General features: G+C 43.9%; 24 protein-coding genes and 1 tRNA gene. 11 read left to right on the plus strand and 14 right to left on the minus strand.

Annotated features, from left to right (window positions below; genetic code table 11):
- The first annotated feature begins 216 nt into the window (after positions 1 to 216).
- A complete protein-coding gene (gene nagA, locus JI667_RS15250; protein WP_206856702.1) occupies positions 217 to 1,425 on the plus strand; it encodes an N-acetylglucosamine-6-phosphate deacetylase in 1,209 nt (402 codons plus the stop codon).
- Positions 1,412 to 2,161 (plus strand): glucosamine-6-phosphate deaminase, encoded by a 750-nt coding sequence (nagB, locus tag JI667_RS15255; RefSeq protein WP_206856703.1) that lies wholly within the window; start codon positions 1,412 to 1,414, stop codon positions 2,159 to 2,161. Before nagA ends, nagB begins: the two co-directional genes overlap by 14 nt.
- Positions 2,162 to 2,231: 70 nt before the next feature.
- On the opposite strand, the gene JI667_RS15260 is transcribed toward nagB, so the two are convergent.
- Positions 2,232 to 3,587 (minus strand): arsenic transporter, encoded by a 1,356-nt coding sequence (locus tag JI667_RS15260; protein ID WP_206856704.1) that lies wholly within the window; start codon positions 3,585 to 3,587, stop codon positions 2,232 to 2,234.
- Between the two features lie 319 nt (positions 3,588 to 3,906).
- On the opposite strand from JI667_RS15260, the gene JI667_RS15265 reads away from it, so the two are divergent.
- The 5 genes from JI667_RS15265 (at position 3,907) to JI667_RS15285 (ending at position 8,862) form a co-directional block, all read left to right on the plus strand.
- Positions 3,907 to 3,979: transfer RNA gene (locus JI667_RS15265), tRNA-Ala, on the plus strand.
- A 340-nt stretch (positions 3,980 to 4,319) separates the two neighbouring features.
- Positions 4,320 to 5,726: a vWA domain-containing protein gene (locus tag JI667_RS15270; protein WP_206856705.1), complete on the plus strand. Its 1,407-nt coding sequence runs from the start codon at positions 4,320 to 4,322 to the stop codon at positions 5,724 to 5,726.
- A gap of 166 nt (positions 5,727 to 5,892) precedes the next feature.
- Positions 5,893 to 7,071, plus strand: a complete 1,179-nt coding sequence (locus JI667_RS15275) for a lactate 2-monooxygenase (RefSeq protein WP_206856706.1) — start codon at positions 5,893 to 5,895, stop codon at positions 7,069 to 7,071.
- Positions 7,072 to 7,263: 192 nt separating this feature from the next.
- Entirely contained in the window at positions 7,264 to 7,809 is a 546-nt protein-coding gene (locus JI667_RS15280; RefSeq protein WP_206856707.1) for a GNAT family N-acetyltransferase, read from the plus strand.
- Between the two features lie 60 nt (positions 7,810 to 7,869).
- The gene (locus JI667_RS15285) at positions 7,870 to 8,862 is read left to right on the plus strand and encodes a potassium channel family protein (protein WP_206856709.1); all 993 of its coding nucleotides are present in this window, start codon (positions 7,870 to 7,872) and stop codon (positions 8,860 to 8,862) included.
- On the opposite strand, the gene JI667_RS15290 is transcribed toward JI667_RS15285, so the two are convergent.
- The 3 genes from JI667_RS15290 to JI667_RS15300 all read right to left on the minus strand — a co-directional run bounded on the left by JI667_RS15290 (position 8,855) and on the right by JI667_RS15300 (position 12,163).
- Positions 8,855 to 9,262 carry a YugN-like family protein gene (locus JI667_RS15290; protein ID WP_206856711.1) on the minus strand — a complete coding sequence of 136 codons (408 nt, stop codon included), beginning with the start codon at positions 9,260 to 9,262 and terminating at the stop codon, positions 8,855 to 8,857. The genes JI667_RS15285 and JI667_RS15290 overlap by 8 nt on opposite strands.
- Positions 9,263 to 9,357: 95 nt before the next feature.
- Complete coding sequence (locus JI667_RS15295; RefSeq protein WP_206856713.1) at positions 9,358 to 10,707, minus strand: glucose-6-phosphate isomerase; 1,350 nt, start codon at positions 10,705 to 10,707, stop codon at positions 9,358 to 9,360.
- 292 nt (positions 10,708 to 10,999) lie between these two features.
- Positions 11,000 to 12,163 carry an iron-containing alcohol dehydrogenase gene (locus JI667_RS15300; protein WP_206856714.1) on the minus strand — a complete coding sequence of 388 codons (1,164 nt, stop codon included), beginning with the start codon at positions 12,161 to 12,163 and terminating at the stop codon, positions 11,000 to 11,002.
- A 201-nt stretch (positions 12,164 to 12,364) separates the two neighbouring features.
- Here JI667_RS15300 and JI667_RS15305 point away from each other — a divergent pair, with 201 nt between their 5' ends.
- Positions 12,365 to 12,598 (plus strand): DUF378 domain-containing protein, encoded by a 234-nt coding sequence (locus tag JI667_RS15305; protein ID WP_098350129.1) that lies wholly within the window; start codon positions 12,365 to 12,367, stop codon positions 12,596 to 12,598.
- Positions 12,599 to 12,947: 349 nt separating this feature from the next.
- Here JI667_RS15305 and JI667_RS15310 read toward each other — a convergent pair whose 3' ends face one another.
- From JI667_RS15310 to JI667_RS15320, 3 genes are all read right to left on the minus strand, one after another.
- Positions 12,948 to 14,351 carry an aldehyde dehydrogenase gene (locus JI667_RS15310; RefSeq protein WP_206856715.1) on the minus strand — a complete coding sequence of 468 codons (1,404 nt, stop codon included), beginning with the start codon at positions 14,349 to 14,351 and terminating at the stop codon, positions 12,948 to 12,950.
- 210 nt (positions 14,352 to 14,561) lie between these two features.
- Positions 14,562 to 15,806 carry a Glu/Leu/Phe/Val family dehydrogenase gene (locus JI667_RS15315; RefSeq protein WP_206857047.1) on the minus strand — a complete coding sequence of 415 codons (1,245 nt, stop codon included), beginning with the start codon at positions 15,804 to 15,806 and terminating at the stop codon, positions 14,562 to 14,564.
- Positions 15,807 to 15,958: 152 nt separating this feature from the next.
- Entirely contained in the window at positions 15,959 to 17,152 is a 1,194-nt protein-coding gene (locus JI667_RS15320; RefSeq protein WP_206856716.1) for an ornithine--oxo-acid transaminase, read from the minus strand.
- 345 nt (positions 17,153 to 17,497) lie between these two features.
- Here JI667_RS15320 and JI667_RS15325 point away from each other — a divergent pair, with 345 nt between their 5' ends.
- Complete coding sequence (locus tag JI667_RS15325) at positions 17,498 to 18,880, plus strand: sigma-54 interaction domain-containing protein (RefSeq protein WP_206856719.1); 1,383 nt, start codon at positions 17,498 to 17,500, stop codon at positions 18,878 to 18,880.
- Positions 18,881 to 19,089: 209 nt separating this feature from the next.
- On the opposite strand, the gene JI667_RS15330 is transcribed toward JI667_RS15325, so the two are convergent.
- The 5 genes from JI667_RS15330 to JI667_RS15350 all read right to left on the minus strand — a co-directional run bounded on the left by JI667_RS15330 (position 19,090) and on the right by JI667_RS15350 (position 22,879).
- The gene (locus tag JI667_RS15330; protein ID WP_206856721.1) at positions 19,090 to 19,422 is read right to left on the minus strand and encodes a DUF779 domain-containing protein; all 333 of its coding nucleotides are present in this window, start codon (positions 19,420 to 19,422) and stop codon (positions 19,090 to 19,092) included.
- Between the two features lies 1 nt (position 19,423).
- Positions 19,424 to 20,944 carry an aldehyde dehydrogenase gene (gene adh, locus JI667_RS15335; RefSeq protein ID WP_206856722.1) on the minus strand — a complete coding sequence of 507 codons (1,521 nt, stop codon included), beginning with the start codon at positions 20,942 to 20,944 and terminating at the stop codon, positions 19,424 to 19,426.
- A gap of 196 nt (positions 20,945 to 21,140) precedes the next feature.
- Entirely contained in the window at positions 21,141 to 21,698 is a 558-nt protein-coding gene (locus JI667_RS15340) for an MEDS domain-containing protein (RefSeq protein ID WP_206856723.1), read from the minus strand.
- 151 nt (positions 21,699 to 21,849) lie between these two features.
- Positions 21,850 to 22,266 carry a S1 domain-containing post-transcriptional regulator GSP13 gene (yugI, locus tag JI667_RS15345; protein ID WP_206856724.1) on the minus strand — a complete coding sequence of 139 codons (417 nt, stop codon included), beginning with the start codon at positions 22,264 to 22,266 and terminating at the stop codon, positions 21,850 to 21,852.
- 325 nt (positions 22,267 to 22,591) lie between these two features.
- Entirely contained in the window at positions 22,592 to 22,879 is a 288-nt protein-coding gene (locus JI667_RS15350) for a spore morphogenesis/germination protein YwcE (protein ID WP_206856725.1), read from the minus strand.
- Positions 22,880 to 23,219: 340 nt separating this feature from the next.
- Between JI667_RS15350 and JI667_RS15355 the strand changes: the two genes are divergently transcribed.
- Together JI667_RS15355 and JI667_RS15360 are read left to right on the plus strand one after the other, a co-directional pair.
- Positions 23,220 to 24,548 carry a sodium-dependent transporter gene (locus JI667_RS15355; RefSeq protein WP_206856726.1) on the plus strand — a complete coding sequence of 443 codons (1,329 nt, stop codon included), beginning with the start codon at positions 23,220 to 23,222 and terminating at the stop codon, positions 24,546 to 24,548.
- A gap of 142 nt (positions 24,549 to 24,690) precedes the next feature.
- Entirely contained in the window at positions 24,691 to 25,062 is a 372-nt protein-coding gene (locus tag JI667_RS15360) for a helix-turn-helix domain-containing protein (protein WP_206856727.1), read from the plus strand.
- Between the two features lie 184 nt (positions 25,063 to 25,246).
- On the opposite strand, the gene JI667_RS15365 is transcribed toward JI667_RS15360, so the two are convergent.
- The gene (locus JI667_RS15365) at positions 25,247 to 26,416 is read right to left on the minus strand and encodes an aminotransferase (RefSeq protein WP_206856730.1); all 1,170 of its coding nucleotides are present in this window, start codon (positions 26,414 to 26,416) and stop codon (positions 25,247 to 25,249) included.
- Positions 26,413 to 26,913, minus strand: coding sequence for an Lrp/AsnC family transcriptional regulator (locus JI667_RS15370; protein ID WP_206856731.1), 501 nt, complete (start codon positions 26,911 to 26,913; stop codon positions 26,413 to 26,415). The genes JI667_RS15365 and JI667_RS15370 overlap by 4 nt, the downstream gene beginning before the upstream one ends.
- Positions 26,914 to 26,994: the final 81 nt, after the last annotated feature.

The raw sequence follows: 26,994 nt of genomic DNA on the forward strand, positions 1-26,994 counted from the left end.
TTCTCTCCTTAGTTTCAATTGAAAGCGCTTAGGCAGAATCATATCATTAAAAAGGAATAGATGTCTATACCAATTTTATGCATAAATTTTTACTCTCACAAGCACATTATCGCTTATTACACTAAAAATATATATCCCCATCCCCGAATTGGTATAGACAACTATACTCTCTGGTGGTATTGTTAGAAGAGTAATGTACTCGAAGGAGTGATATCAGTGACCTTATATACAGAAAAGCTGCTTATTCTAGGCGGAGACATCTATGCAGAAGATGACGTCTATGAAAACGGATTTATTAAAATAGAAAATGGACTGATCACCGAAATCGGTGACCTCTCCCAGTTAACACATTCAGATAAGTATAGAGAGCTAAACCTCCCACATGGATATAGTGTGATCCCGGGAATGATCGATATACACATTCACGGAGTAAATGGAGCCGACACTATGGATGCATCAGAGGAAGCACTTGATACAATGACAAAGACGCTTCCGAAAGAAGGAACCACAAGCTTTCTCGCTACGACCATGACAGAAGAATCCGGTGCAATCGAAAAAGCATTGAAGGCTACTGCAGACTATATGTCATCGCGGCAAAAAGATGGTCAGGCAGAAATTCTTGGCATCCATCTAGAAGGCCCTTTCATCCATCCTGGCAAAGCAGGGGCACAGCCCCTCAACCAGATCCAAAGGCCCAGTGTCGATACATTTAAACATTGGCAGGCCATATCCCAAGACCAAATAAAGGTAGTCACATTGGCTCCTGAACTGGATGATGAATATGAATTGATCCAATACTTAAAGGAACATGGGATTATTTCTTCAGTCGGACATTCAAGCGCAACCTTTGATGAAGTCGGGGAAGCCATCAATGCCGGATTGTCTCATGTGACCCACCTGTTCAATCAGATGTCGGGGTTACACCATCGTGAGCCCGGTATTGTCGGTGCCTCCTTCTTACGAGAGGAATTAATGGTGGAATTGATTTCAGACGGCATCCACGTCCGACCGGAAGTGATTCAGCTCGCATTCAATCAAATTTCAGATGAACGCTTAATCCTGATTACCGATTCTATGAGAGCAAAATGCTTGAAGAACGGTCAGTATGATCTCGGCGGTCAGATGGTGACGGTCAAGGACGGAAAGGCTTTATTGGATGAGGACACATTGGCAGGAAGCGTCCTGAAAATGAAAGATGCCTTTACAAACATTCAAGAATTCACAAAGGCCGATATGAAGAGTGCCATCAAAATGACCTCAAAAAATCCGGCCAGGCAATTACATGTCTATGACCGAAAAGGAAGCCTTGCTCCCCTTAAAGATGCAGACATCGTGATACTGGACGAAAACAAAGATGTGTATACAACGCTCTGCAAAGGAAAAACAGCCTATCTTCGAGAGGATGATACTCATGAAACTAATTGAAGTAAAAGACTACCAGGAAATGAGTCATGTCGCGGCAGACTATCTGTTATCCAAAGTGAAGAAAAATAATAAAATTACACTGGGATTAGCCACAGGTGGCACACCACAGGGTCTTTATCAAGCATTGATCAATGACCATCAGGAAAATAAGACGTCCTATCAGCATGTGTCTTCCTTTAATCTGGATGAATACATCGGGCTGTCCGGCAACCATCCCAACAGCTATTGTCATTATATGAAAGTGAAACTGTTCAATCATATTGATATCCCTTTAGAAAACACCCATATTCCTTCAGGAAAAGCCGCTGACCTCGACGGGGAATGCGAAGCGTATGATGTGAAAATCCAATCAGAGGGAGGAATCGACCTTCAGGTACTCGGAATTGGAAGCAATGGACATATCGGATTTAATGAGCCGGGGACTTCTTTTGATTCACCCACTCATATTGTAGAGCTTACACCATCCACACGTGAGGCCAATGCCCGTTATTTCAATTCCATTGACGAAGTTCCGACACATGCCATTACGATGGGTATCGCAACTATTTTGAAAAGTAAAGAAATCCTTCTTCTCGTCTCGGGTCATTCTAAGCAGGAGGCTATGAAAAAGTTAGTGGAAGGAACCATTTCAGAGGACTTTCCCGCTTCTGTCCTGAACCGTCATTCCAATGTGACGGTGATTGCCGATGAAGAAGCGGTGACTTTGGTGAAGAATCATAAATTATTGGCTAGATGAAAGGGTTAGAATGTAAAATAGAGCATAAAGAAAAAGCGGTGAACAATCCAATGTTCTCCGCTTTTTTTCTTCATGCAAACACCATTTGTACCCAATAGAATAACAGAAATAGAGAAACCACCGTTGCAGCTGGGATAACGATCAAGGATACACTTAAGTAATCCTTCCAACTGACTTTAATATGGTTTTGTCTGAGGATATGCATCCAAATAAGTGATGCCAGGGTGCCGATCGGTAACAGTAGGGAACCGATGTCACTGCCGATGACATTGGCAAGATAAATCGTCTTGAGCGTAATGGGATCCAGCCCCATTTCCGTCAGTGTAATCGTTCCGACCATGAGTGCCGGGTGATTATTAAAGACATTCGAAAGAATTGAAACCAATCCCCCCATGGTGAAGCTCGCCTGCAAGAGTCCCTGGTTGACGATCGGTTCACAGAATGCAACCAGCATATCCGTCAGCCCCGCATTATGCAATCCATAAATGATGACGTACATGGAAAACGCAAAGATCAGGATATGCCAGGGTGTTTTCTTCAAAATATCCAACGGGTTCGTGCCCAAATGGTACCATCTCCATAACAGGAGCACGATTGACCCAAGTACCGCAACCAATTCAATTGGAATTGCGAAGAAGGAAGCGACGAAGAGGAGACAGCGCATGATGAAGACAAACAGTAACACTTTCAACATGAAGGCTGTCCTCTTTTTCTTTGTTTCGACGGAAATTGCCCCTTTTAATGGATGGAAATTTTTCGTGAAAAATCGCTCTTCCACATCATAACTGGATTTGGGTAATGTCTTCGGCAGCTTATTCTTTAACACGAAAAACATCAGCAGTGACATGAACACCAATCCCAATGTCGCAGGTACAAACATCATGGCAGTATGCATGTAGAGGCTCATATGAACAATCTCCAATGCAATCAGATTCACAATATTACTTACTCCGATCGGAGCGCTCGAAGCAGTGGCAATCAGGGCACCACTCAATAGATACGGAATCATTTCATGTGGTTTGAGTCGAAGATTTTTAAGAAGCAATATCAAGATGGGGGTTGTAATGAGAATACTGCCGTCATTATTGAATAGCAGGGTCATAGTGAAACACAGCAATTGAATGTACCAATACAAACGATATCCTGAGTATTTAGACAACTTCACCATGCGGGCAGCCACCCAATGAAAGAAACCGAAGCTTTCTAAAATGACTGCCATGACAATGGTTGCCATAATCGTAATGGATGCCCCCCCTATTTTATCAATGATATCGGTAACGTCAGATAAGGATACAATCCCCATCATAAAGATGACCAACGCGCCTATGGCTGCCGGCCATGCCTCATTCATTCCACCGGGCCTCAAAAAAATCACTACCATCGTCATCACGAATACAAATATCGTCATTCCTATCGTGAAAGACATATTTATTCTCCTTTCTAAATGATTGGCATGCACGGTTGCATGTCCCATTCCCTATATGTATATTCACCCCTATGGAAGTGGACTGGTTTTTCACCTAAATCTAGCAAAATGTATGTTTGTCACTCTAGTATATTTGCCGGTCCGTGACAGGTGCGGAGGAAACTTGGGGATACAATCTATTAATGTAACGCCACTTTAAAGTGCCGGGTAGGCTCTGGTTTGAACGAATGTAAATTCTCCAGCGGAAAATAAATAATATTCCCAAAAAGGGATTGACGGATGGCATTACTTTTCATATAATAAATCTTGACCGATTCACGGGGCATTAGCTCAGCTGGGAGAGCGTTTGGCTGGCAGCCAAAAGGTCAGCGGTTCGATCCCGCTATGCTCCATACCGAATACATAAAAAAAGACGTCCTTATTTGCGATAAGGACGTCTTTTTTTTATGTTTACCTTTGGTTGTTTTCGCAAAGATTGTTGCTATCCGTATACAAACTAAGATTTACGATGCTTGTCATTTAGGTAGTAGTGCAGGAGGGTGAAGGGAACTGCGGGCACCACTGGCTACATCCAAGAACAACAATGTATACGAAAACACGTAACTTCAATTTGTAACAGCATTTCTCCATGCTTAATGGGGTTATTGTCATGGTCCAAAGGGTAGTAGATAAAAAGTAAATTTATGGATAAAACAGGACACTGCAGAATGTTAGAGAAAGAAGGCGAAGGTTATGAAACAATTGAAACCATTATTCCACTTAGCCCTCCTTTTCATCCTTTTAACTGGATGTCAGGATGCTTCAGAAAAGGCATCCACAAAGGATAGATCCCCACAGGAGCCGGACAGTTCGACCACGGCATCAAAGAAAGTGGACGTATCGGGCATCCCGCCGGAAGAATGGATCCGTTCTGACCCGGGAGAACTCTATCAAACTTACATAGAAAAGAAAAGCTGGACCAAAGAACCCAAAGCATATAAGGATGCTACCGGCAAAGCCATCGATGACTATATGGAACTGGCGGGCAAAGAAGGAACAAAGAAATGGACTGAACAGGAGTTGGCACACTCCATTCTCTCCCACCTCCAGACCGGATATGGAGACATTGCCTCAGAGCTTGAAGAATATGAGGTTGTGTACGATGAATTGAAATTGCCGGATGGACGACTCCTGCAGGATATGGAAATGGATGAAATCACCCAAAAAAAAGACAAAGGGATCAATGTTGCTTTATTGATCGACTCTAGTGGGAGCATGAAGGCCGAGGTGGACGGTGAAAGCAAGATGTCCCTTGCCAAGGAGAGCCTGGATCGTCTTGCAAAGGAACTTCCCGAATCCGTGAATGTTTCCCTGATTGCGTTCGGTCACAAGGGGACAGGAAGTGATGCAGACAAGGACATGTCATGTAAGGCCGTTGAAGCATTATACCCCCTTCAGCCATATGACAGATCCGCTTTCTCACAATCACTTTCGACATTCAACCCAAAAGGCTGGACCCCGCTGGCATCGAGTATCGAATTAGCCAACGAACAGCTCTCCTCCCAAAGTGATGAGAATACGGAGAACTTCATCTATGTGGTGAGCGATGGAATCGAAACCTGTGATGGCGATCCGGTGAAGGCCGCTCAAAAGGTGAAGAACGATAACACCAATGTCAACATCAATATCATCGGATTCGATGTAGACACAGAAGCAGATGAACAATTGAAGAGAGTTGCAGAAGCAGGCGGTGGAGATTACTCTTCAGTCAAAACGAAACAGCAATTATCCGAGATTGAAAATGTCTGGAAAGAAGCGATCAATAAAAATACTTGGAGATGGTGGGCGGTCAACCGGTTCAGCGACAATGTGTGGACGACCGTCGACCACTACAATGCCATAAGGGGAATCTTCTCCACTTATCAAAGCATGCGACAAAATGAGCAAAACAGGCTGACACAAATACTCAACAGCCTGGAAGAAGAGAAAGTCATTGATTCTGAAAAACGGGAGGCCATCTCTGCTCTCTTTGATGAACGTCAGGAGAAAATCAGAAACTACATGAATGACCTGGAATCAAAGAAACGGGAAGAAGTGAAAACCGTGTCTGACGAGCTTGAACAGAAGTTGGATGCGATTGAAGATCAAGTTGGGATATAAGCGGAGGAGTCCGGTCTTTAGAATCTGGCTTCTTCCTCTTTTAATTGATTGACTATTCTGTATAATGACGTTACGATTTTCTTATAAAAGGACAGCCCGCCGATGACACACGCTTCCTTTTTACTATCTGCACCACCGCGGCATACATAGAAAGGAGACGAAATCAATGAATCAATATGGAAATACAGTCCAAAATGAAATCTATCAGGGTAAAGTCCGTCCCTCCATCCCATTCCGGTTTGAAGAACTTGAACAGCGGGCCAGGGAAAAGCTTGAGGACGGTCCTTTTTATTATGTAGCGGGTGGGGCCGGCGGTGAGGAGACGATGCGTGCCAACCGGAATGCTCTTGAGCGATGGCAGATTGTTCCCCGCATGCTGAGGAACACGGAAAATCGTAACCTCCAAGTGTCTTTATTTGGAGAATACTATCCCTCCCCCCTTTTGCTGGCTCCCATCGGCGTGCAATCCATTGTTCATCCTGAGGGGGAGCTGGCATCTGCACGGGCGGCCGCTTCCATGAATGTACCGTTCATCGCGAGCTCCGCCTCTACCTTTTCTTTGGAAGAAATCGCTTCTGTCATGGGCGATGCCCCCAGATGGTTCCAGCTTTATTGGAGCAGGGAACCGGAGATAGCAGCCAGCATGCTTCGCCGGGCAGAATCAGCAGGATACTCAGCCATCGTCGTGACACTGGACGCTCCGATGATGGCATGGCGTGAATCAGATTTGGAAAATGCCTATCTTCCCTTCCTTTGGGGAGAAGGGGTGGGGAACTATGTGAGCGATCCTGTATTTCGCTCCATGTTGAAAGACCCTCCTGAATCGGATAAGAAGGCAGCGGCTTCCCTATGGGCCAGGGTATTTGGCAATGCAGCGTTGACATGGGAAGACCTTGGGTTTCTCCGGGAACATACCCGTCTCCCGATCCTGTTGAAAGGAATCCTTCATCCCGATGATGCACAACTGGCTATCGATCATGGGGTGGATGGGATCATCGTTTCCAATCACGGCGGCAGACAGGTAGACGGGGCAATGGGTGCCTTAGACTCATTGCCTTTGATTTGTCAGGTTGTGAACCATCGAATCCCTGTACTATTTGACAGCGGTATCCGTCGGGGAGCGGATGTGGTGAAAGCACTGAGCCTTGGAGCAAGTTCGGTTCTCCTGGGAAGACCCTATATGTACGGGTTGACTCTCGCTGGGGAGCAGGGTGTTAAAGATGTGATCCGGAATGTCCTGGCAGACCTTGATTTGACAATGGCTCTCTCCGGCCAGACATCCGTTTCCGCGTTGAAACGGTCTCTTTTGATCAATATGAAAGACTCTCAATGGCAGAAAGCATAATCTTCGGGTATAATTTCTATACGAGAAAGCTTCTGTCCATCGGGACAGGGGCTTTTATTCTCTTCTGGATTAGTCTCCTTCACGATACTTCCTCAAAAAAATGATCTCAAATGAAAGGGGGAATCTATGAAACTTTCTACTCTCCCCATAATCATTCCATGATATACTTTCATTCACGAGGAGTTGATAATTTTGGAAAAATACCCATTATTTGAAACAGAACGATTGATTTTAAGACAAATTACCATGAAAGACGTCGATTTCCTATACGAGCTCTATACTTCTGAGGAGGTTCTTGCCTATTTTGGGATGAGTCCCATTGAGTCAAAAGATGTGGCAATCACCATGGTGGAGAACTATAAAAAGCATTTGGAATCAGGCGGTCCGATGCGCTTTGCCATCGTGGAGAAAGAGGCTGACAGGATGATCGGGACCTGCGGGTTCCACGCCATCTCCAAGGCATATAAACGCTGCGAGATCGGATACGATCTGACACCCGATCAATGGGGTAAAGGAATCATGGGTGAGGCACTTTCCCCGCTACTCAGCTATCTCTTTACGGATAAAGGCATGAACCGCGTCGGTGCGGTTATCGTTCCTTTTAACAAAGCTTCTTCAAGAGTGGTGGAAAAGCTTGGTTTCAAGCAGGAAGGGCTTCTGAGGGAATATATCCTTCAGGATGGCCATGCATATGATGCCAATATGTACAGCTTATTGAAGAAAGAATGGCTTCAATAGTTATGAGACGATCCTGAAAAGGAAATAATGGTCAGTGCAGGTGAAAAAGGAGCTGGTAGAATGGTACAGCAATTGTTTCATGGGTTCTTGCGCTGGCCCTTAGTTATACGGATATTCATGATTGCCATCACGCTGATGCTGTCATTTGGCACCATCATTCATTTCATAGAACCTGATACCTTCCCATCTTTATTCGACGGGATCTGGTGGGCCATTATTACGACCTCCACGGTTGGTTATGGAGATTTTGTTCCACTAACAATAGAAGGAAGACTGCTCGGTATTGTGCTTATCCTGGTTGGTGCCGGCTTTCTTTCCACCTATTTTGTCACTCTTGCAGCGGAAACCGTCATGACACAGAACGCTTACCTTGAAGGGAAGGCTACTTTCAAAGGAAGAGAACATGTCGTGATCGTAGGCTGGAATGAGCGTGCACGGGAAGTGATCAATCAGCTTACCTCCCTTCAGGCAGGGTGTGATATCATCTTGGTGGATGAAACCCTCCAGAAGAACCCTTATAACAATCATCATATTCATTTTATAAAGGGAACCCCTTTCAAGGACGCGATCCTGAAAAAAGTCAATTTGCATGAAGCATCGATAGCCGTCATTACCGCCGATCAAAATAAAGATGAAGTCACATCGGATATGAATTCTGTCTTGACGCTCCTTGCCATCAAAGGAAACCATCCGGAGTTGTATACGGTGGTTGAAATTCTTCAGAAAGATCAGGTGGCGAATGCGAAGCGGGCTGGGGCCGATGAGGTCATCCAGACGAATATGCAGACAAGCTATGTGATGATGAACAGCATTATATCTCAAGGAATGTCTAAAACCATTTTAAAGCTGTTGAACCACCTTAAAGGAAATAACCTGAAACTGGTCCCTGTTGCAGAAGAGTATATCAATGAAAATTTCCACTCTCTCAGTGGGCATCTTCTCAAGCACAACGTTATCCTTTTAGGCATAAAAAAAGGAGAAAACACAACTGTGAATCCTCCTTTAACAACTATCGTTGAAGCATCAGACGAGCTTCTTGTAATTTCTAACTAGAGAACAGCGTATTCTCAAGTTCTTTCACAAGCTCCTTCCCTACGGCAATGTACTCTTCAGGAAAGCTTGCATCGGGATCCTGGGGCTCCGAGAATTGATTGACCGAACCGGAGAAGCTTCCGGTTGACGCAAAATCATCCAAACCGATTTGATATTTATGGGAAAGAAGAAACGGTTTACCGAATTCAACGGTAGCCCCTCTTGAATCCAATTGCCCGTCTACTGAGGTAAACGGCACCCTTAAAAATTGATAGCCTACCTCGTCATCAATTTTGTAGTCGAAATAGCCATGGTCGTAATCCCAGTTACCGCCAATCGAATACCCAAGCGGCTTTAAAAGCTGTTCAAGTTTATACAGTTGATAATGTTTTCCTTCTATAGTCGATGAAAGCTCAATCACATGGATGCATCCCCTTTCTTTTAGGGATAGTTTCTCCCAAAGGGAAAGAAAAATGTAAAAAGAGCACCGTTTCAACCTCGGTGCTCTTTTTGTAATTATTTAAGGCGTTTTTCAAGCTCGGCTTTCTTCTCTTCGAAACCAGGTTTTCCAAGAAGGGCAAACATATTCACCTTGTACGCTTCCACTCCCGGCTGGTCAAATGGGTTCACTCCAAGGAGGTATCCGCTCATGGCGCATGCTTTCTCGAAAAAGTACACAAGGTAACCGAATGTGTATGCATCCATAGCAGGAATTTCTAAGATGAGGTTAGGTACCCCTCCATCTGTATGGGCAAGCAGTGTACCCTCGAGCGCTTTATTGTTCACAAAGTCCACTGTTTCGCCAGCCAGGTAGTTCAGGCCATCCAGATCGCTGTCTGCTTTCTCGATCTTCAGCTCGTGGCGTGGCTCTGAAACTTTGATGACTGTTTCAAAAATATCACGGCGACCTTCCTGAACATATTGTCCAAGAGAATGAAGATCCGTAGAAAAGTTGGCAGAAGAAGGATAAATTCCTTTCTGGTCTTTTCCTTCACTTTCACCGAACAATTGCTTCCACCACTCAGCAAAGTATTGTAACCCAGGCTCATAGTTGATGAGCATTTCGATTGTTTTGCCTTTGTTGTAAAGGGCGTTACGAACCGCAGCATACTGATATGCAGGGTTTTCGGTAAGCTCGGATTTACCGAAATCTTCACGGGCCTGAGCTGCACCGTCCATCATCGTCTCAATTTCCACTCCGCTGACGGCGATCGGAAGCAATCCTACTGCTGTCAGAACAGAATAACGTCCGCCGATATCATCAGGAACGACGAATGTTTCATAACCTTCATCCGTTGCCAGGGTCTTCAAGGCACCCTTTGATTTATCCGTAGTCGCGTAAATACGCTTACACGCTTCTTCCACTCCGTACTTTTCTTCAAGCATATTGCGGAAGATACGGAAGGCAAGTGCCGGCTCAGTCGTTGTACCGGACTTTGAGATCACATTAATGGAAAAGTCTTTTCCATCCAGAAGATCCATTAAGTCTCTCATATAGGTGGAGCTGATGTTTTGTCCTACGAATAACACTTGCGGTGTTGAACGCTTATCCTTCGGCAGGGCATTATAGAAGCTGTGGTTCAGCATCTCGATCGCTGCACGTGCACCGAGGTAAGACCCGCCGATACCGATGACAAGCAGAATGTCAGAATCTTTTTTAATCTTCTCAGCAGATTTTTGAATACGGGAAAATTCCTCTTTGTCATAATCTACAGGAAGGTCGACCCAACCAAGGAAGTCGCTCCCGGCTCCTGTTTGTTCATGTAGTGAATGATGAGCAACCTTCACAGCATCACTTAAGTATGTAAGTTCGTGTTCTCCAAAAAACGATAACGCTTTTGAATAATCAAAACGAATGTGTGTCATAACCATCCTCCGATTAAATAATTATTTTCTTCTATCTCACTTTATCGAAAGCGGACCCGAGAATCAAGAAAGCCCTCTTCATGTAAGCGTGTGCATCTTAAACTTTTTATTTACCACTGGCCTCACCCGCTTATGTTCCCCTAATTCCTGGCAGGAAAACCGCCTAACATCAGATTATAAAAGGAAATATTCAATTCTTTCGGTTTCGGCAGGATTCCCCGCGCCTTTGCTGAGAACCCCATCAAAAAAGAGGGACGGACCTTGTGACAAGGTCCGTCCCTCCCAAACTTTCTTAAAGTGAAGCTCTTAAGATGGCAAGTACGTCTTCTTTGTTCAGTTTGTTGAAGTTACCGAATTCTCCGTTCACCATTGCTTTGTCAGCCATAAGGTCGATCTGGCTATCATCAATGTCGTAGTCCGCCAGGCGTGTTGGAGCACCTAGGCTTGACCAGAATTCACGAAGCTTGTCAATTCCTTCAAGGGCCACTTCCTCTTCCGATTTACCGGCTGGATCCACATTGAATACACGTTCTGCCAGCTGAGCAAATCGAGAAGGATTCACTTTCAGATTATGCTTCATCCAGTTCGGGAACAGGATCGCAAGTCCACCTGCATGAGGGATGTCATATACAGCAGACACGGCATGCTCGATGTTATGACTTGCCCAGTCACCGTTGTAACCCATTTGCAGCATTCCATTAAGCGCGATGGTACCAGAGTACAGAATCGTTTCGCGCAGCTCGTAGTTTTCGAGATCATTGATCAACTTAGGAGCCGTTTCGATCACTGTATTCAGTACAGATTCACACATACGATCTTGAAGTGGTGTGTTTGTAGCATTATTGAAGTACTGCTCAAACACGTGACTCATCATATCAACCATTCCATATATTGTATGATCTTTCGGTACTGTGAATGTATTTTCAGGGTCAAGGATGGAGAATTGCGGGAATGTAGCAGGGCTTCCCCAGCCGTATTTTTCATTTGTTTCCCAGTTCGTGATGACCGATCCGGCATTCATTTCAGAACCGGTGGCAGCAAGGGTAAGAACCGTTCCGAATGGAAGAGCTTCTTTCGCAAAAGCCTTCTTCGTTACAAGATCCCAAGCATCTCCGTCATATTTTGCACCGGCGGCGATCGCTTTTGTACAATCGATGACGCTACCTCCACCAACCGCCAGGATGAAATCGATGGACTTTTCTTTAGCGATTTCCACTCCCCGTCTCACTGTAGACAGTCGCGGATTCGGTTCCACTCCGGATAGTTCGAATACTTCACTGTCAATTCCCTTAAGAATTGACATGACCTGATCGTAAAGGCCGTTTCGTTTGATGCTGCCGCCGCCATAAACGACAAGCACCTTTTTACCATATTGAGGTACCAATTCTTTTAATTGTTCTACTTGTCCTTTACCAAAAATCAATTTAGTCGGATTATAAAAAGTAAATTCATTCATTATTTGTTACCTCCTTGTATTTAATGAGGGCTGACTTCTTTCGTAACCCAAAATGTTTTGAACACATTTTCTATTATCGAATATATCATCCCCAAATTGCAAAGAAACTGCACAAGGAAATTTTATTATGAACACATTGAATAGGAATGCTCACTAAGGGAAAGTTATATATGAGCCATTGAATAGTAGGAGGAAAACATCATGAGTGGAATTCAACGTATTGCATTGGTTCTTACGATCATCGGAGCCGTCAACTGGGGACTTATCGGTTTCTTTCAATTTGATCTTGTTGCAGCCATCTTTGGTGGTCAAGATGCCGCTTTATCCCGAATCGTTTACGGTTTAGTAGGAATTGCAGGCCTCATAAACCTTGGTCTGTTATTCAAACCGACGGAAGAGCTTGAAAGAGAACCACATACAGAACCAACGAGATAAATGAACGCAAAGAGGCTGGAACAAAAAGATTTCAGCTAAAGGAAAATCCGAACGAGTGATTTAACTAAAAATCATACTCGTTCGGATTTTTCATTTTTAGTGCTAAAGCTTAATCCATTTATCAATCAGGTTCTGGCTGTTGATTGGAGTGCAAGGCGAAGACTCCTGGGAGAAAAGCGGAACAGGTGAGACCCCTAGAGGAGCGAAAGCTGGGAGGAGGTTAGCCTTCCGCCCGCGGAAAGGGAAGTCATGCACGGTAATTAACAGCGGTGTATCACGTGATCTTAAAAATATTCATAGGCTGTTCGTCTTTAGAGCATATGGATTTAGTTATGTCCCAACCTTTTTCCTATTTCAACAACTTTTTGATGATCTGCATACCGAATCGCGCACTCGGATATCGGAAGCTCATATCGAATTTCGTCGTCTGTTTCAAGATGCTCTTGTAATGAGAGAAGGTTGAAAAACTTGATTCTCCATGATAATTCCCGATACCGCTTTCCCCAACACCGCCAAAAGGAAGATAAGGCGTTACGATGTGCATAAGTGTATCATTTACACACCCTCCCCCATAGGAAATCGATCCGTTGATCTTCTCTTCTGTAACCGGGTTGCTCGTGAATAAATATAATGCCAGAGGTTTCGGCCGTTCTGTCACAAAGTCAATGACTTCGTCGAGTTCCTGGAATTCTATCATTGGAAAAACAGGGCCGAATATTTCATCCTGCATCACAGGTACCGAAAAATCTCTTGGCTTCATAAGGGTTGGCTCTATTTTCAAACTTGCAGAATCCACATTCCCTCCCAAAAGGATTTCCCCATCTTCCAAATAACTGGTCAAACGATTGAAGTGTCGCTCGTTGACAATCCGTCCGAATTTATCACTTTTCAAAGGTTCTGTTCCATAGAAGTCAATCACCGTTTTCTTAAATTCCGTTATGAATTCATCCTTCTTGCTGCTATGGATAAATAGATAATCCGGAGCAATACAGGTCTGACCTGCGTTCGTCACTTTCCCAAAAGCAATCCTCTTGGCGGCAAGTGCGATATCTGCCGTTTCGTCCACGATGCAAGGGCTTTTTCCGCCCAATTCAAGGGTGACAGGTATTAATTGCTTTGCGGCAGCTTCCATGACTACTTTCCCAACAGGTACACTCCCGGTGAAAAAGATATAATCGAATGGTTGCTTCAGAAGCGACTGTGTCGTCTCCACTCCGCCTTCAATGACAAAGAGCTGTCTTGGATCAAAGTGGGTGTTAATCATTTGAGCCAGTAACGCAGAAGTGGTAGGAGTGAGCTCTGAGGGCTTTATGATGGCCGTATTCCCTGCTGCGATCGCTCCGATGACCGGTGCAAGTGCCAACTGAATCGGATAGTTCCATGGCGCGATGATCAAAGTGACTCCGTAAGGCTCCGGTACCGTGTACGCTTTTGAACCAATATGGGTCTTCGCTGTTTTCACTTTTTTCGGTTCCGCCCACTCGTGGATATGCTTCAGGACGAATCGAATTTCCTCCAGCAGGATACCAATCTCTGTCGTATACGTTTCCATCTCTGATTTATTCAGATCTTTTTTCAGTGCATCAATCATCTCTGCTTCATGGTTTTTGATGACGGTGGAGAACTTCTCCAACACTTCTTTTCTGTATTCAATAGGCCTTGTCACCCCGGATTTGAAGAATTGCTTATGTTGTTGAAGGCTGGATTCTATCGCTTCAGGCGAAGCTTCCTCTATGAATAATTCAGTAGACATTTGGTTCCCTCCGAATTTTTAATGTTTAACGGTTTAAACACAAGAACATACGTATCGTACGATGAAAATACCTCTAAGTCAATTTCAATGATTTTACCCACAATGTACGCTTTTTAATCATTTCTACATTTTTATCCAAATTCCTTTAAAGACAAAAAAGAACGCACCTCATATAAAAAAATGAGAATACGTTCCTTCATCATGCGATCGTTATACCCAACCTCTAAATCTTGAGGCTTCAGCCATTTTGCGTGCGCCGACCATGTATGCGGCTAGTCGCATATTCACCCGACGATTCTGAGATGTTTCGTATACATTGTTGAAAGCTTCAACAAGTTTAGCATAAAGCTTCTCGTTTACTTCTTCTTCCGTCCAGTAGTACCCTTGATTATTCTGAACCCATTCGAAGTAAGAAACCGTCACTCCACCGGCACTTGCAAGGACGTCCGGTACAAGGAGGATTCCTCTTTCAGAGAGGATTCGTGTTGCTTCAAAGGTAGTCGGACCATTTGCAGCCTCTACCACAATGGATGCTTTAATATCATAGACATTCTCTTCCGTAATCTGGTTTGAAATCGCAGCAGGAACAAGGATGTCACATTCAAGCTCAAGTAATTCCTTATTTGAAATCGTGTTTTCAAATAACGTCGTGACCGTACCGAAGCTATCACGGCGGTCCAACAGATAGTCAATATCCAGACCTGCCGGATCATGGAGGGCTCCATGGGCATCGGAAATCGCGATTACCTTGGCACCTGCATCATGCATGAATTTCGCTAAGAAACTGCCGGCATTTCCAAAACCTTGGATAACGACTCGAGCACCTTTAATATCAATGCCACGTTTCTTCGCTGCCTGATCGATACAGATCGTCACACCTTGAGCCGTTGCCTTTTCACGGCCTTGTGAACCACCAAGGACAATCGGCTTCCCTGTAATGAATCCTGGTGAATCATTTTCACGGAGACGGCTGTATTCATCCATCATCCAAGCCATGATTTGAGAATTTGTGTATACATCAGGAGCCGGGATATCCTTTGTCGGTCCGACAATCTGACTGATGGCACGGACATACCCGCGACTCAGCTTCTCCAGTTCAGTGAAGGACATCGTTCTTGGGTCACAGATGATCCCACCTTTTCCCCCGCCATATGGCAGATCCACAATGCCGCACTTCAAGCTCATCCACATGGATAAAGCCTTTACTTCCTCTTCATCGACTTCAGGATGAAATCGTACGCCACCTTTGGTAGGGCCTACTGCATCATTATGTTGAGCACGGTAGCCTGTAAATACTTTGATACTGCCATCGTCCATTCGAACCGGGATACGAACGGTCAACATACGAATCGGCTCTTTCAGAAGTTCATACATTTCTTCCGTATATCCAAGCTTTGATAAAGCATCATTGATGACATGCTGTGTAGAAGTAAACAGATTAAGGTTTTCTCCCATTGTAAACATTCGCCTCTTTATTATGTGATCTGAAACGTTGTAATTGTAACATATTACCGTATCTTAAACCATTGACTTAGGAAAGAAATAATTTTTATTTTCCTGCGTGTTTTGACCCAATTCAGGAAAAAATCTTCTTACCCGAACACGTATTAAGACAATACTTTTTTGATTCTCTCGATTGCCCAGTCCAGGTCTTCTTGTGAGATGACAAGCGGTGGAGCGAAACGAATCACTGTGTCATGCGTCTCTTTACAAAGCAGTCCTTCTTCTTTCAGTTGTTCACAGTATTTACGAGCCGGTTCATTTAGCTCCACACCAATGAATAAACCGCTGCCACGAACTTCCTTAATCATAGGATTATCTATCTCACGAAGTTTACTCATAAAGTATTCTCCCATTTGAAGAGAACGCCCTGCAAGATCTTCATCAATCAACACATCAAGGGATGCAACAGATACCGCACAAGCCATTGGGTTTCCTCCGAAAGTGGACCCGTGTGACCCTGGATTGAATACGCCCAGTACTTCTTTATCCGCTACAACACATGAAATCGGGAATACTCCGCCTCCTAGTGCTTTACCCAGAATGTACATGTCAGGATCGACATCTTCCCATTCACAGGCAAACATTTTACCGGAGCGCGCAAGACCTGCCTGGATTTCATCGGCAATGAACAGAACGTTATTTTCTTTACATAGTTCATACGCCGCTTTCATGAACCCTTTAGGAGGGAATACGATCCCCGCTTCACCCTGGATCGGTTCAATGAGGAAAGCCGCTGTATTTGGAGTGATTGCTTCTTTCAAAGCTTCCAGATCACCGTAAGGAATCAGGTTGATCCCTGGTAGCATCGGACCGAATCCGCGCTTGTATTCTTCTTCTGAAGAAAGGGAAACAGCTGTCATCGTTCTTCCGTGGAAGTTTCCATTGCATGCGATGATTTCTGCACTGTTTTCTGCTACACCCTTCACATCATATGCCCAGCGACGAGCCGTCTTGATTGCCGTTTCCACAGCCTCTGCACCCGTATTCATTGGAAGAGCCATGTCTTTACCTGTCAGCTGACAAATCTTTTCATACCAAGGAGCTAATTGATCATTGTGGAACGCACGCGAAGTTAATGTCACACGATCTGCCTGATCTTTTAACGCCTGGATGATCTTTGGATGACGGTGACCCTGGTTTACTGCTGAATAGGCGCTAAGCATATCCATATATTTATTTCCTTCAGGATCCTTCACCCAGACACCTTCCGCTTCTGAAATAACGATTGGTAGTGGATGATAATTTTTTGCACCATATTTTTCCGTTTGTTCAATAATTGAATGAGTACTAACTGACATGAAAGGTTCCTCCTTACGTAATAAAAAAACAATTAAATATTTAAATACAAGGATAGAGCTAATGTTTCGATAGGCTCCTCCTGTTTCCACTCATACACCGGAGTGAAAAGGTCCATTAACTGATATGCAAAAAAAATTTGCATTTAGAAAACCCTTACACTTATAATAATGCAAAAGATAGTTGCGTTTTTCAAGAGTTTTTTTAAAATTTTCTATTATCCCATTCTTTTTCAAAAAATTAACCTGAACTGACCATAAAGCCGCCGATACATTTGCACCAAATGGAAACCTCCAGACATTCCATTTGCAGTTAGAATCCATGATTATGAAGAGGAGAGAGACCGTATGCTGGAATTTGAAAGACGGTTGTATATGTACGAAAAAGTCGCCGAACATCTTGAAACAGGCGTTCATGTCATCGACTCGACAGGAAGGACCATCATCTATAATCGCAAGATGCGGGAAATTGAAGGGATGGAAATCGAAGACGTCCTGGATAAGAATTTGCTGGATGTCTTCCAGTTTCACTCTGAGGAAGAAAGCACCCTTTTAAAAGTCTTGAACACAAAGGAACCCACCCTTAACGTGAAGCAAACGTATTTCAATATGAACGGCATCGAAATCACGACGATGAATGATACCTTTCCGATTTTTCACGGTGACGTGCTGATTGGAGCCATCGAAATTGCAAGGGATATCACCAAGCTTGAAAAAGTGATGAGAGATCAAGTACATAGAAAGCCAAGCAGCTTTTTCACCTTCGACAGTATCCTCGGGCATCACCCCCGGCTCTTGGATGCCGTAGAAACCGGCAAGCAGGCCACAAGAACCTCTTCCCCCGTATTGATTTGCGGTGAAATCGGGACCGGGAAGGAATTGTTCGCTCAAAGCATTCACAACGAAAGCGCCAGGGCCAATCGTCCTTTCGTCACTCAGAATTGTTCTTCCTTGAGTGATGACATGCTCGAAGAAGCGTTATTTCAGGATCAAAGAGAACGAGGCAATTCAGAAGACCACCGCCCCTCCCTCTTCCACCAGGCTGACGGAGGAACGCTCCTGTTAGACGAAATCAACTCATTAACTCCTTCCCTTCAAGAGAAGCTATTGAACTTCTTCACCGAAGGGACTGACCTTCCATTTGACGTCCGGGTGATGGCGACTGTGAACGAAGATCCCATCGATGCCATTGCAGATGGCCGTCTGTTGAAGGATCTTTATTATCGCCTCAGCATCGTGTCGGTCTTCATCCCTTCTCTCCGTTCGAGAAAAGGCGATCTGCCGGAGCTTGTGGACTATTTCATCAATCAGTTTAACCATCATTTTGCGATGAACATTAAAGGGATATCCGATGAGGTGCAGGACATTTTCCAACAATATGACTGGCCGGGTAACGTCCGGGAGCTTGAACATGTCATAGAGGGTGCATTTCATTTGGTCAGGTTCGAGGAGGAAATAGGCTTCAGCCACCTTCCATTTGGATTCCGGCAGAGGATTCATCATACAGCCGGAGGGGAAGAAAGTCAGGATGAATCGGAGTTCCTCTACCAATCGGGGACCGAAATCAAGCCATTGGAACTATTTATGGAGGAAGCGGAAACCTATTATATACAGAAAGCATTGAAATACCATGAATTTAATATCACCAAAACCGCGAAATCACTTGGAATGAGCAGACAGAATCTACAATACAGGATACGGAAGTATAGGATTGAACGGAATTCATTTTGATTGGTTGCAGGCTTCTTTCTCTCTTATTTTGGGGGGAGTGGTCTTTTTGCGGGGGTGGCTTTGGCCGAGGGGGATGGTGGGCGAAGTTTGTAGTTTTGTGTAGAGTGGTCGATATCTTAAAAACTCACCTGAACCACAAGCCGGAGACTTCTCACACCGCAGAAAAAGAGACAACCAGGAAAACAGGCTGCCTCTAAAAGTGCAGTATCTTATACTTTCATCAATTTAGAGTCCGTAATGAATCGTACACCTTCCGTGGATTCAAGGGAGAACACTCCTCCTCTTCCTTCTCTTACATCCAATATGATTTTGAAATGCTTCCAATACTCATATTGCTGTTCGTTCATATAGAAAGGACAGTCGGCTACAGTACCTACCAATACATCACTGTCACCGATGATCAAATCATCTTGACTTAAACACATAGGGGAACTGCCATCACAACATCCTCCAGACTGATGAAACAAGAGGGTGCCGTGCTTACCCTTTAGCGTTTCAATCAGCTGAAGTGCCTGTTCTGTCGCCTCTAGTCGCTGTTCCATCTTAGAAGAATCCTAACGCTTTAGGACTATAGCTGACAAGTAAATTCTTCGTTTGTTGATAGTGTGATAGCATCATTTTATGATTTTCACGACCGATTCCGGACATTTTGTAGCCTCCGAATGCTGCATGTGCCGGATATTGATGATAGCAGTTTGTCCATACGCGTCCTGCCTGAACCTCCCTGCCGAAACGGTAGGCCGTGTTCATATCACGTGTCCATACCCCTGCTCCAAGTCCATACAGTGTGTCATTGGCGATTTCGAGTGCCTCCTCTTTCGTTTTGAACGTTGTAACAGAAACAACCGGACCAAAGATTTCTTCTTGAAAAATACGCATTTTGTTGTTTCCTTTGAATACCGTCGGCTTCACATAGAAACCTGTTTCCTGATCCCCGTCCAGGGTATTTTGCTCACCGCCGATAAGTAATTCCGCTCCTTCTTCTTTTCCGATTTCAATATAAGAGAGGATCTTATCCAATTGTTCTTGAGAAGCCTGGGCACCCAGCATTGTATCTGTGTCTAACGGATTCCCCTGTTTGATTTGTTTCACGCGTTCGATTGCGCGCTCCATGAACTTATCATAGATCGATTCCTGAATCAGTGCTCTTGAAGGACATGTACACACCTCTCCTTGATTCAGCGCAAACATGACGAAACCTTCTACCGCCTTATCCAGGAAGTCATCATCCTGATCCATTACATCTTCAAAGAAGATATTAGGTGATTTACCACCAAGCTCCAATGTGACAGGGATGATATTTTGGGAAGCATATTGCATGATCAGACGCCCTGTTGTCGTTTCACCCGTGAAGGCTACTTTACCTACACGCTTACTTTGAGCCAGAGGTTTCCCTGCTTCCACACCAAAGCCCTGTACTACATTCAATACGCCTTTCGGCAGCAGGTCTTCTATCAGTTCAACAAGGACCATGATGGAAGCTGGTGTCTGCTCTGCCGGCTTCAATACCACGCAATTCCCTGCAGCAAGGGCAGGAGCAATCTTCCATACCCCCATCAGAATCGGGAAGTTCCAAGGGATGATCTGCGCAACAACCCCAATCGGCTCATGGAAGTGATAAGAAACCGTATCATGATCAATTTCTCCCAATGATCCTTCCTGGCCTCTGATACATCCAGCGAAGTAACGAAAATGATCAACCGCTAACGGTAAATCTGCCGCCATTGTTTCACGGACAGGCTTTCCATTATCCCACGTTTCAGCTACAGCCAGCATCTCCAGATTTTCTTCTATACGGTCCGCAATTTTATTCAAGATATTTGATCTTTCTGTTACAGAGGTTTTTCCCCATGCTTCTTTCGCTGCATGGGCAGCATCCAATGCTTTTTCAACATCCTCTTTGTTCGATCGGGCGATTTTTGTAAAGACCTTCCCCGTTACCGGTGATACATTTTCAAAGTACTCTCCGCTTGCCGGTGGTACATATTCCCCTCCGATAAAGTTCTCATATTTGTCTTTAAATTGTACCAATGACCCTTCAGTGTTCGGATTATTATAAAGCATCTAAAATCCTCCTGTTTTTTATGTATTTTTTTAGTTAAGCGCTTTCATTTTCCATTATAGGGCATTTATGAGGTACGGACAAGATTATTGTGTAAACATTCTATATTTTTAGTCAATTTAAGACAACTTGTTCCATGGACCATCAATCCCCCTCCTCTATCAAAAAAAGATGATCCTCATTGAGGACCATCTTTTTTCACTGACTATATATTTTTGAGGTTGAAATATCTTTATCCGACATTAGATGACCGTGATTTTTCTTTAGGGATTCTTCCAGTTGATCCGGCATTTTCTCTGAGTCGTAAGCACAGACAACGGTCAGATTGAGGTTGTGGACCACCCGGTCGGTTTCGTTCTCGAACCAATCAACGATAGAGCAAGGATCATCCAAAGTCCCCCACTCCACATTTGTCCAGGACCTAAAGGCAACCCCATTCTCAATAAAGGGGGTGATGGTATTCATTAATTGCTCATAAATAGCTGGAGGATGATAACTTCCACTTGATTGATAAAAGTCAAAGTTACTAATAGCGTGGACCCTTTCCAATTGATCACTTGTTAATTGGGTGTTTAACTCTATAAATAATGCGTTCATGTTTCTCTCGTTCTCTATTAGAATGATGTGTTCCCCAATTTCAATCCCTTCAAGAATGTAGGTTATGGTATTTTTCAAATACTTTCCCCTATCCTGGTAGGCATAAAGAACATGAGCACATTCATTGCCGGCTATAAGATCACTTATCTTCTCTTTCAATTCTCGCCACCTCCAATCTATCATATTGTATCACTTATTCTATAATATAGTTGTAAAATCCTCTTTTATAAGGGGATTCTACAGAATTAGACGTTTACATTAACCCATAAAAAAAGACTGTCCGCAAAAGGACAGCCTCATTTAAATGATCTTATTTCTTGATAAGATCTTCACGTTCTGATTGCTCGATCCACTCTTCAAGCTTGTCTTTAAGTGTATTGAAACCTGCTGGTGTTGTTTCTTCGTTTGCTTGTTTCACACTTCCTTGACCTTGACGGCGAGGCTTTTTCGCTGCTGCAGGTTTAGCTTGGGGTGCTGCTGGAGCTTCCTCTGTAGCACGGATGGAAAGGCTGATTTTACCAGCTGCTTCGTCCACTGACAAAACTTTAACCTTTACTTCGTCGCCTACTGAAAGGTGCTCGCTTACATCTTTAACGAATCCGTGAGTGATTTCAGAGATGTGAACTAATCCTTGTGTTTCTTCGTCAAGTGCAACGAATGCACCGTATGGTTGAATGCCTGTAACTTTACCTGTTACAACAGAGCCTGTTTCGAATTTTGTAGTCATGGTAACACTCCTAGTATATATATTATTTTTCGTCTTTACACGCAATTGTAGATTATATCATAGAATCGCAATTTCGGCAAAGATATTCTTTGCCTGCCATGAACATCCTATCGTAATCTATAATTGCATTCTCACTAGTTATGCTTCCCCAATTTCCACATAATTAAAACAGTGTAAGTATAGCATTCATCAGGGTTTTTCAAGCTAATCTCTGTTTTTTAAACATTGCCTTAAAATAACATTTTCTAAATCATATTCTATTATGTAATATTTTCCTTTTAGTTTAACAAAAAAAAAAGCCCAACCCTATACAAGAGGGACTGGACTAAAAATTCCTGACAGTCGTTGATCTTTTTTTCTTTTGTTTTTGAATGAATGGGACAGCATATAACATGAAGGCTGAGATATGTGCGAAAGCAAGGTTTGCAACAAATAAGCTCCACAGGGTTACATGTCCCCAGCCACCTAATTCCGGTACGGCTATATAGTAGATAAATACTGACCATAACGCTATAACGAATGGGATGTGAAGAACAGCCCATTTACGATGCTCGACCCAAAGAAAAAGCGGTGTTGCCGTTGCGACGAATAGGTATACAAGAAAGACATCCATTTCCATTCCTCCAATCCTTTAGTAAACGCTTTCAATTGTGGCGAAAAAAAGAATAATTTGTGAACGTTTTGTTACAATTAGTATACTACATCTTGAGAAAATTTCCAGCCTATTTAACATCTTTTTGACTACTTTTCTAATAATTAGTTAAAAAGTAATGAAAAAAAACGTTTTCACACATAATAACTGGAAATTCAAAACGACTGGTTACATACCTTCCCTTCATTCATCTATTTCCTACCCTATACCCTATTTATTGAAAATTTAAAAATCCGGTGTACAGGGCATCTAAAACATAGTACGATTGAAAAATCTTATTTTTTGAGAGGAGGCTTTCAATATGGCCAAGAAAGATCAATGGACTTCTAAGATTGGCTTTATTCTGGCAGCTGCAGGATCTGCCATCGGCCTGGGTGCCATCTGGAAATTCCCTTACATGGCCGGCGCGAATGGCGGGGGTGTTTTCTTCTTGCTCTTTATTCTATTTACTGTCTTAATCGGTACCCCCATTCTTCTCGCCGAGTTTGTCATCGGAAGGCGCGCTGGAGCAGATGCTGTCACTTCGTATAGAATACTGGCCCCGAATTCGAAATGGCACTGGATCGGATACTTGGGAACAGTGGTATCTTTTATTATCCTATCCTTTTACAGTGTGGTTGGGGGATGGATTCTTTCCTATTTATGGAGGAGTGTGACGGGAACTCTGATCGGCAAGACGCAACAACAATATGGGGCATTATTTGAAAGTATCATAGCGAATCCCAAGGAAGTGCTAATCGCACAATTCGCCTTTATTGTTCTTACCGTTCTTGTGGTTCAAGGCGGGATTCAAAAAGGCATCGAACGTGCCAGTCGCTATATGATGCCGGCATTATTCATCTTATTTATCATTTTAGTGATCAGGTCCCTAACGCTTGAAGGAGCGATGGAAGGTGTCCGTTTCCTGTTACTTCCTGATTGGAGTTATCTGAATGGAGAGACGGTGTTACTTGCTCTGGGACAGGCATTCTTTGCATTAACCGTGGGTCTGTCCGTCATGGTGACATATGCCTCTTATCTGTCGAAGAATGACAGTATGCCAAGGTCAGCCATCAGTGTATCAGGACTGAATATCTTTATCTCGCTACTTGCAGGATTGGTCATTTTCCCGGCTGTATATGCCCTGGGCTTTCAACCCGATGAAGGTCCCGGGATTGCTTTTGTCGTCCTTCCTGCCGTTTTCAATGAAATTGCATTCGGTGGCATATTCTTAACTGTGTTTCTAGTACTGTTACTCTTTGCCACACTGACCTCTGCTTTTTCCATTCTTGAGATTGGGGTCGCTGCCCTGTCCAAAGGAAATCAGAAGAAACGGATGCCCTTTACTTGGCTGATCGGGATCCTTGTATTCATCGCAGGGATTCCAAGTGCACTCTCGTTCGGTGTATTCAATGAATTCTTGATCGGCGGGAAGAACTTCTTTGACTTAGCCGATTATATAACGAGCAGTTTCGGATTACCGATAGGCGCACTTCTTATCTCGATATTTGTATCCTATCGTTTAAAACGCGAAGACGTCTGGAGCGAACTACAATCCGGTTCGTCCATTTCCGAAGGTCTCTTTAACAGCTGGATCTTCCTTCTCCGCTACATCGTACCAATCGCCATCGTACTCGTTTTCTTAACGTGAACACCGGAGGTCCGTCCCTCACAATTGAGGGACGGACCTCTTATTTATTTAACATTTTGTTCACGTGTTTCCGGGCTAATTTTTTCCAAATGGTGATAAACTAGAGATATAAGGAAGGTCATTTAAGAGGAGGGACTTTAGTATGTCACATTTTGGTGAGAATCTGAAAAGGGTAAGAGAAGAACGGAAATTATCTCAGCAGGAGCTTGCATTGCGGGCCCGGTTGGGGACGAAAACGATTGAGAAATATGAGTCTGATCTGCAGATCCCTGATACACAAACGATCCTTAAACTCTCTACCGTTCTTGATATCCCCGCTTCCGAACTCATGGAAAGAGAAGTGAAAGAGCATCCTCCGGCAGGGGTAGATGCAGAAATTGAACAGCTTATTAAAGAAATCGGTACGAAGCGAACAAAGCTAATCCTTCGTAAAGCCAAAGAATTCACGGAAGAAGATTTCCTGCGTGTGATGCAGATGTTATACGAATTGAAATACGAAACAACCGAGTCATAAAAGATTTTCGTAAAATGATGTATAAAAAGAAAAAAGAGCGGTCATACTGAAAATAAGCTTTCTAAGTATTCCCCCTTTTGTTTTCATTTGTTGGACGATCACTTGGATCGTCCTATTTTTTTGCTTTTATAAGGGTCGCGGGGCATCCATTCGCGATGGATGCCCCGCGACCCTTTATTTTCTCTTAAGCGTGATTTTTCACAAACCGCTTGATCCGTTTCACAGCTTCCTGCAGCTGTTCCATGCTTGAGGCATATGAGCAGCGGATATACCCTTCCCCGCCCATACCAAACACATTACCGGGTACAACTGCCACTTTCTCTTCCATAAGGAGTTTTTCTGCAAATTCCTCTGAAGTCATCCCGGTTTTTTGAATGGAAGGAAAAGCGTAGAATGCTCCCCCAGGGGTGTGGCATGTTAATCCGCTTTCGTTCAGGGAATCGACGAAATAGTGTCGTCGATGACGGTAGCTCCTCTTCATTTCCAGTACATCGTCCATTCCTTTATCGAGGGCCTCCACTGCGGCGTATTGAGCAGGTGTGGACGCACACATCATCGCGTACTGATGGATCTTCAATAGGGAAGATGCGATTTCTTCAGGTGCACATATGTACCCCAGTCTCCAGCCCGTCATGGCAAACCCTTTCGAGAAACCGTTAATAACGATGGTTCTGTCCCTCATGCCATCTAAAGATGCAATGGATACATGGTGATGATCATAGGCAAGTTCGGAATATATCTCATCCGAGAAGACGACGAGATCATGCTTTTTGATGACCGTAGCCAGACGTTCCAAGTCTTCCCTTTCAAGGACCGTCCCCGTTGGATTATTAGGGGAGCAAAGGAGTACAGCCTTTGTCCTTGGCGTAATGGCTGCTTCCAGTTCTTCAGCTGTGACCTTAAAGCCATTTTCCGCCTTGGTTTTCACCCGCACAGGTACTCCCCCCGCTAGTTGTACAAGAGGTACATACGAGACGAAGCCCGGTTCCACTACAATGACTTCATCCCCCTGATCAATGATTGCACGCATACTGATATCAAGTGCTTGAGAGGCTCCAACTGTCACGATGATTTCCGTTTTCGGGTCATAGGTGACGGAGTACCCGTTTTTCATGTATCGGGAGATTTTTTCTCTCAGCTCCAGTAGCCCTGCGTTCGCTGTATAGGAGGTATACCCCTGCTCCAAAGAGAGAATCGCTGCTTCCCGCACCGTCCAGGTAGTAATGAAATCCGGCTCCCCCACCCCCAGAGAAATGACCCCTTCCATATTGGCAGCAAGGTCAAAGAATTTCCTGATTCCGGAAGGCTTCAAATTTTTCACGGATTGAGCTATGTACGATGTCTTCGTGGTCATGGTGACACCACGATTCTTCTATCTTCTCCATGATCACCGAAGATCGTTCCATCATGCTTATATTTTTTTAACTGAAAATGAGTGGTTGTAGATAAAACAGAATCCAGGGTAGACAGTTTTTCCGAAACGAATGTAGCCACTTCGTGCATTGATCGTCCTTCTACTGTCACTGAAAGATCATATGCCCCTGACATCAGGTAGACGCTCTTCACCTCTTTATATCGATAAATCCGGTGAGCCACTTCATCAAATCCCACTCCCCGTTTCGGAGCTACCTTCACGTCGATCATGGCAGTCACCCCTTCATGTCCTTCCACCTTAGACCAATCGATGACCGAACTGTACCTGACCAGGACGTGTTCTTTTTCAAGCTTTTCAACCGCCTCTTCAATTTCCTTAGTTGGTACTTGTAGCATTTTCCCTAAATCTTCAACAGACATTCTCGCATCCTTTTGTAAAATCCTTATTAAATCAAGCTCCATTTCTCTCAGTTGCATGCCAATTCCTCCTCATCGCCACTAAATGGTTTCATTATATCAGAAGTCACACATAAGAAAAGAGGTAAGGTTATTTTCTCC

The sequence above is a fragment of the Bacillus sp. NTK074B genome (assembly GCF_017303375.1).
Lineage (GTDB): Bacteria > Bacillota > Bacilli > Bacillales > Bacillaceae_B > Rossellomorea.

Bases quoted from the DNA above. Each gene is read 5' to 3' on its own strand.
- nagB (WP_206856703.1), top strand. From the start codon at position 1,412: ATGAAACTAATTGAAGTAAAAGACTACCAGGAAATGAGTCATGTCGCG.
- JI667_RS15260 (WP_206856704.1), bottom strand. From the start codon at position 3,587: ATGTCTTTCACGATAGGAATGACGATATTTGTATTCGTGATGACGATG.
- JI667_RS15270 (WP_206856705.1), top strand. From the start codon at position 4,320: ATGAAACAATTGAAACCATTATTCCACTTAGCCCTCCTTTTCATCCTT.
- JI667_RS15275 (WP_206856706.1), top strand. From the start codon at position 5,893: ATGAATCAATATGGAAATACAGTCCAAAATGAAATCTATCAGGGTAAA.
- JI667_RS15285 (WP_206856709.1), top strand. From the start codon at position 7,870: ATGGTACAGCAATTGTTTCATGGGTTCTTGCGCTGGCCCTTAGTTATA.
- JI667_RS15295 (WP_206856713.1), bottom strand. From the start codon at position 10,707: ATGACACACATTCGTTTTGATTATTCAAAAGCGTTATCGTTTTTTGGA.
- JI667_RS15300 (WP_206856714.1), bottom strand. From the start codon at position 12,163: ATGAATGAATTTACTTTTTATAATCCGACTAAATTGATTTTTGGTAAA.
- JI667_RS15305 (WP_098350129.1), top strand. From the start codon at position 12,365: ATGAGTGGAATTCAACGTATTGCATTGGTTCTTACGATCATCGGAGCC.
- JI667_RS15310 (WP_206856715.1), bottom strand. From the start codon at position 14,351: ATGTCTACTGAATTATTCATAGAGGAAGCTTCGCCTGAAGCGATAGAA.
- JI667_RS15315 (WP_206857047.1), bottom strand. From the start codon at position 15,806: ATGGGAGAAAACCTTAATCTGTTTACTTCTACACAGCATGTCATCAAT.
- JI667_RS15320 (WP_206856716.1), bottom strand. From the start codon at position 17,152: ATGTCAGTTAGTACTCATTCAATTATTGAACAAACGGAAAAATATGGT.
- JI667_RS15325 (WP_206856719.1), top strand. From the start codon at position 17,498: ATGCTGGAATTTGAAAGACGGTTGTATATGTACGAAAAAGTCGCCGAA.
- JI667_RS15330 (WP_206856721.1), bottom strand. From the start codon at position 19,422: ATGGAACAGCGACTAGAGGCGACAGAACAGGCACTTCAGCTGATTGAA.
- adh (WP_206856722.1), bottom strand. From the start codon at position 20,944: ATGCTTTATAATAATCCGAACACTGAAGGGTCATTGGTACAATTTAAA.
- yugI (WP_206856724.1), bottom strand. From the start codon at position 22,266: ATGACTACAAAATTCGAAACAGGCTCTGTTGTAACAGGTAAAGTTACA.
- JI667_RS15350 (WP_206856725.1), bottom strand. From the start codon at position 22,879: ATGGATGTCTTTCTTGTATACCTATTCGTCGCAACGGCAACACCGCTT.
- JI667_RS15355 (WP_206856726.1), top strand. From the start codon at position 23,220: ATGGCCAAGAAAGATCAATGGACTTCTAAGATTGGCTTTATTCTGGCA.
- JI667_RS15360 (WP_206856727.1), top strand. From the start codon at position 24,691: ATGTCACATTTTGGTGAGAATCTGAAAAGGGTAAGAGAAGAACGGAAA.
- JI667_RS15365 (WP_206856730.1), bottom strand. From the start codon at position 26,416: ATGACCACGAAGACATCGTACATAGCTCAATCCGTGAAAAATTTGAAG.
- JI667_RS15370 (WP_206856731.1), bottom strand. From the start codon at position 26,913: ATGCAACTGAGAGAAATGGAGCTTGATTTAATAAGGATTTTACAAAAG.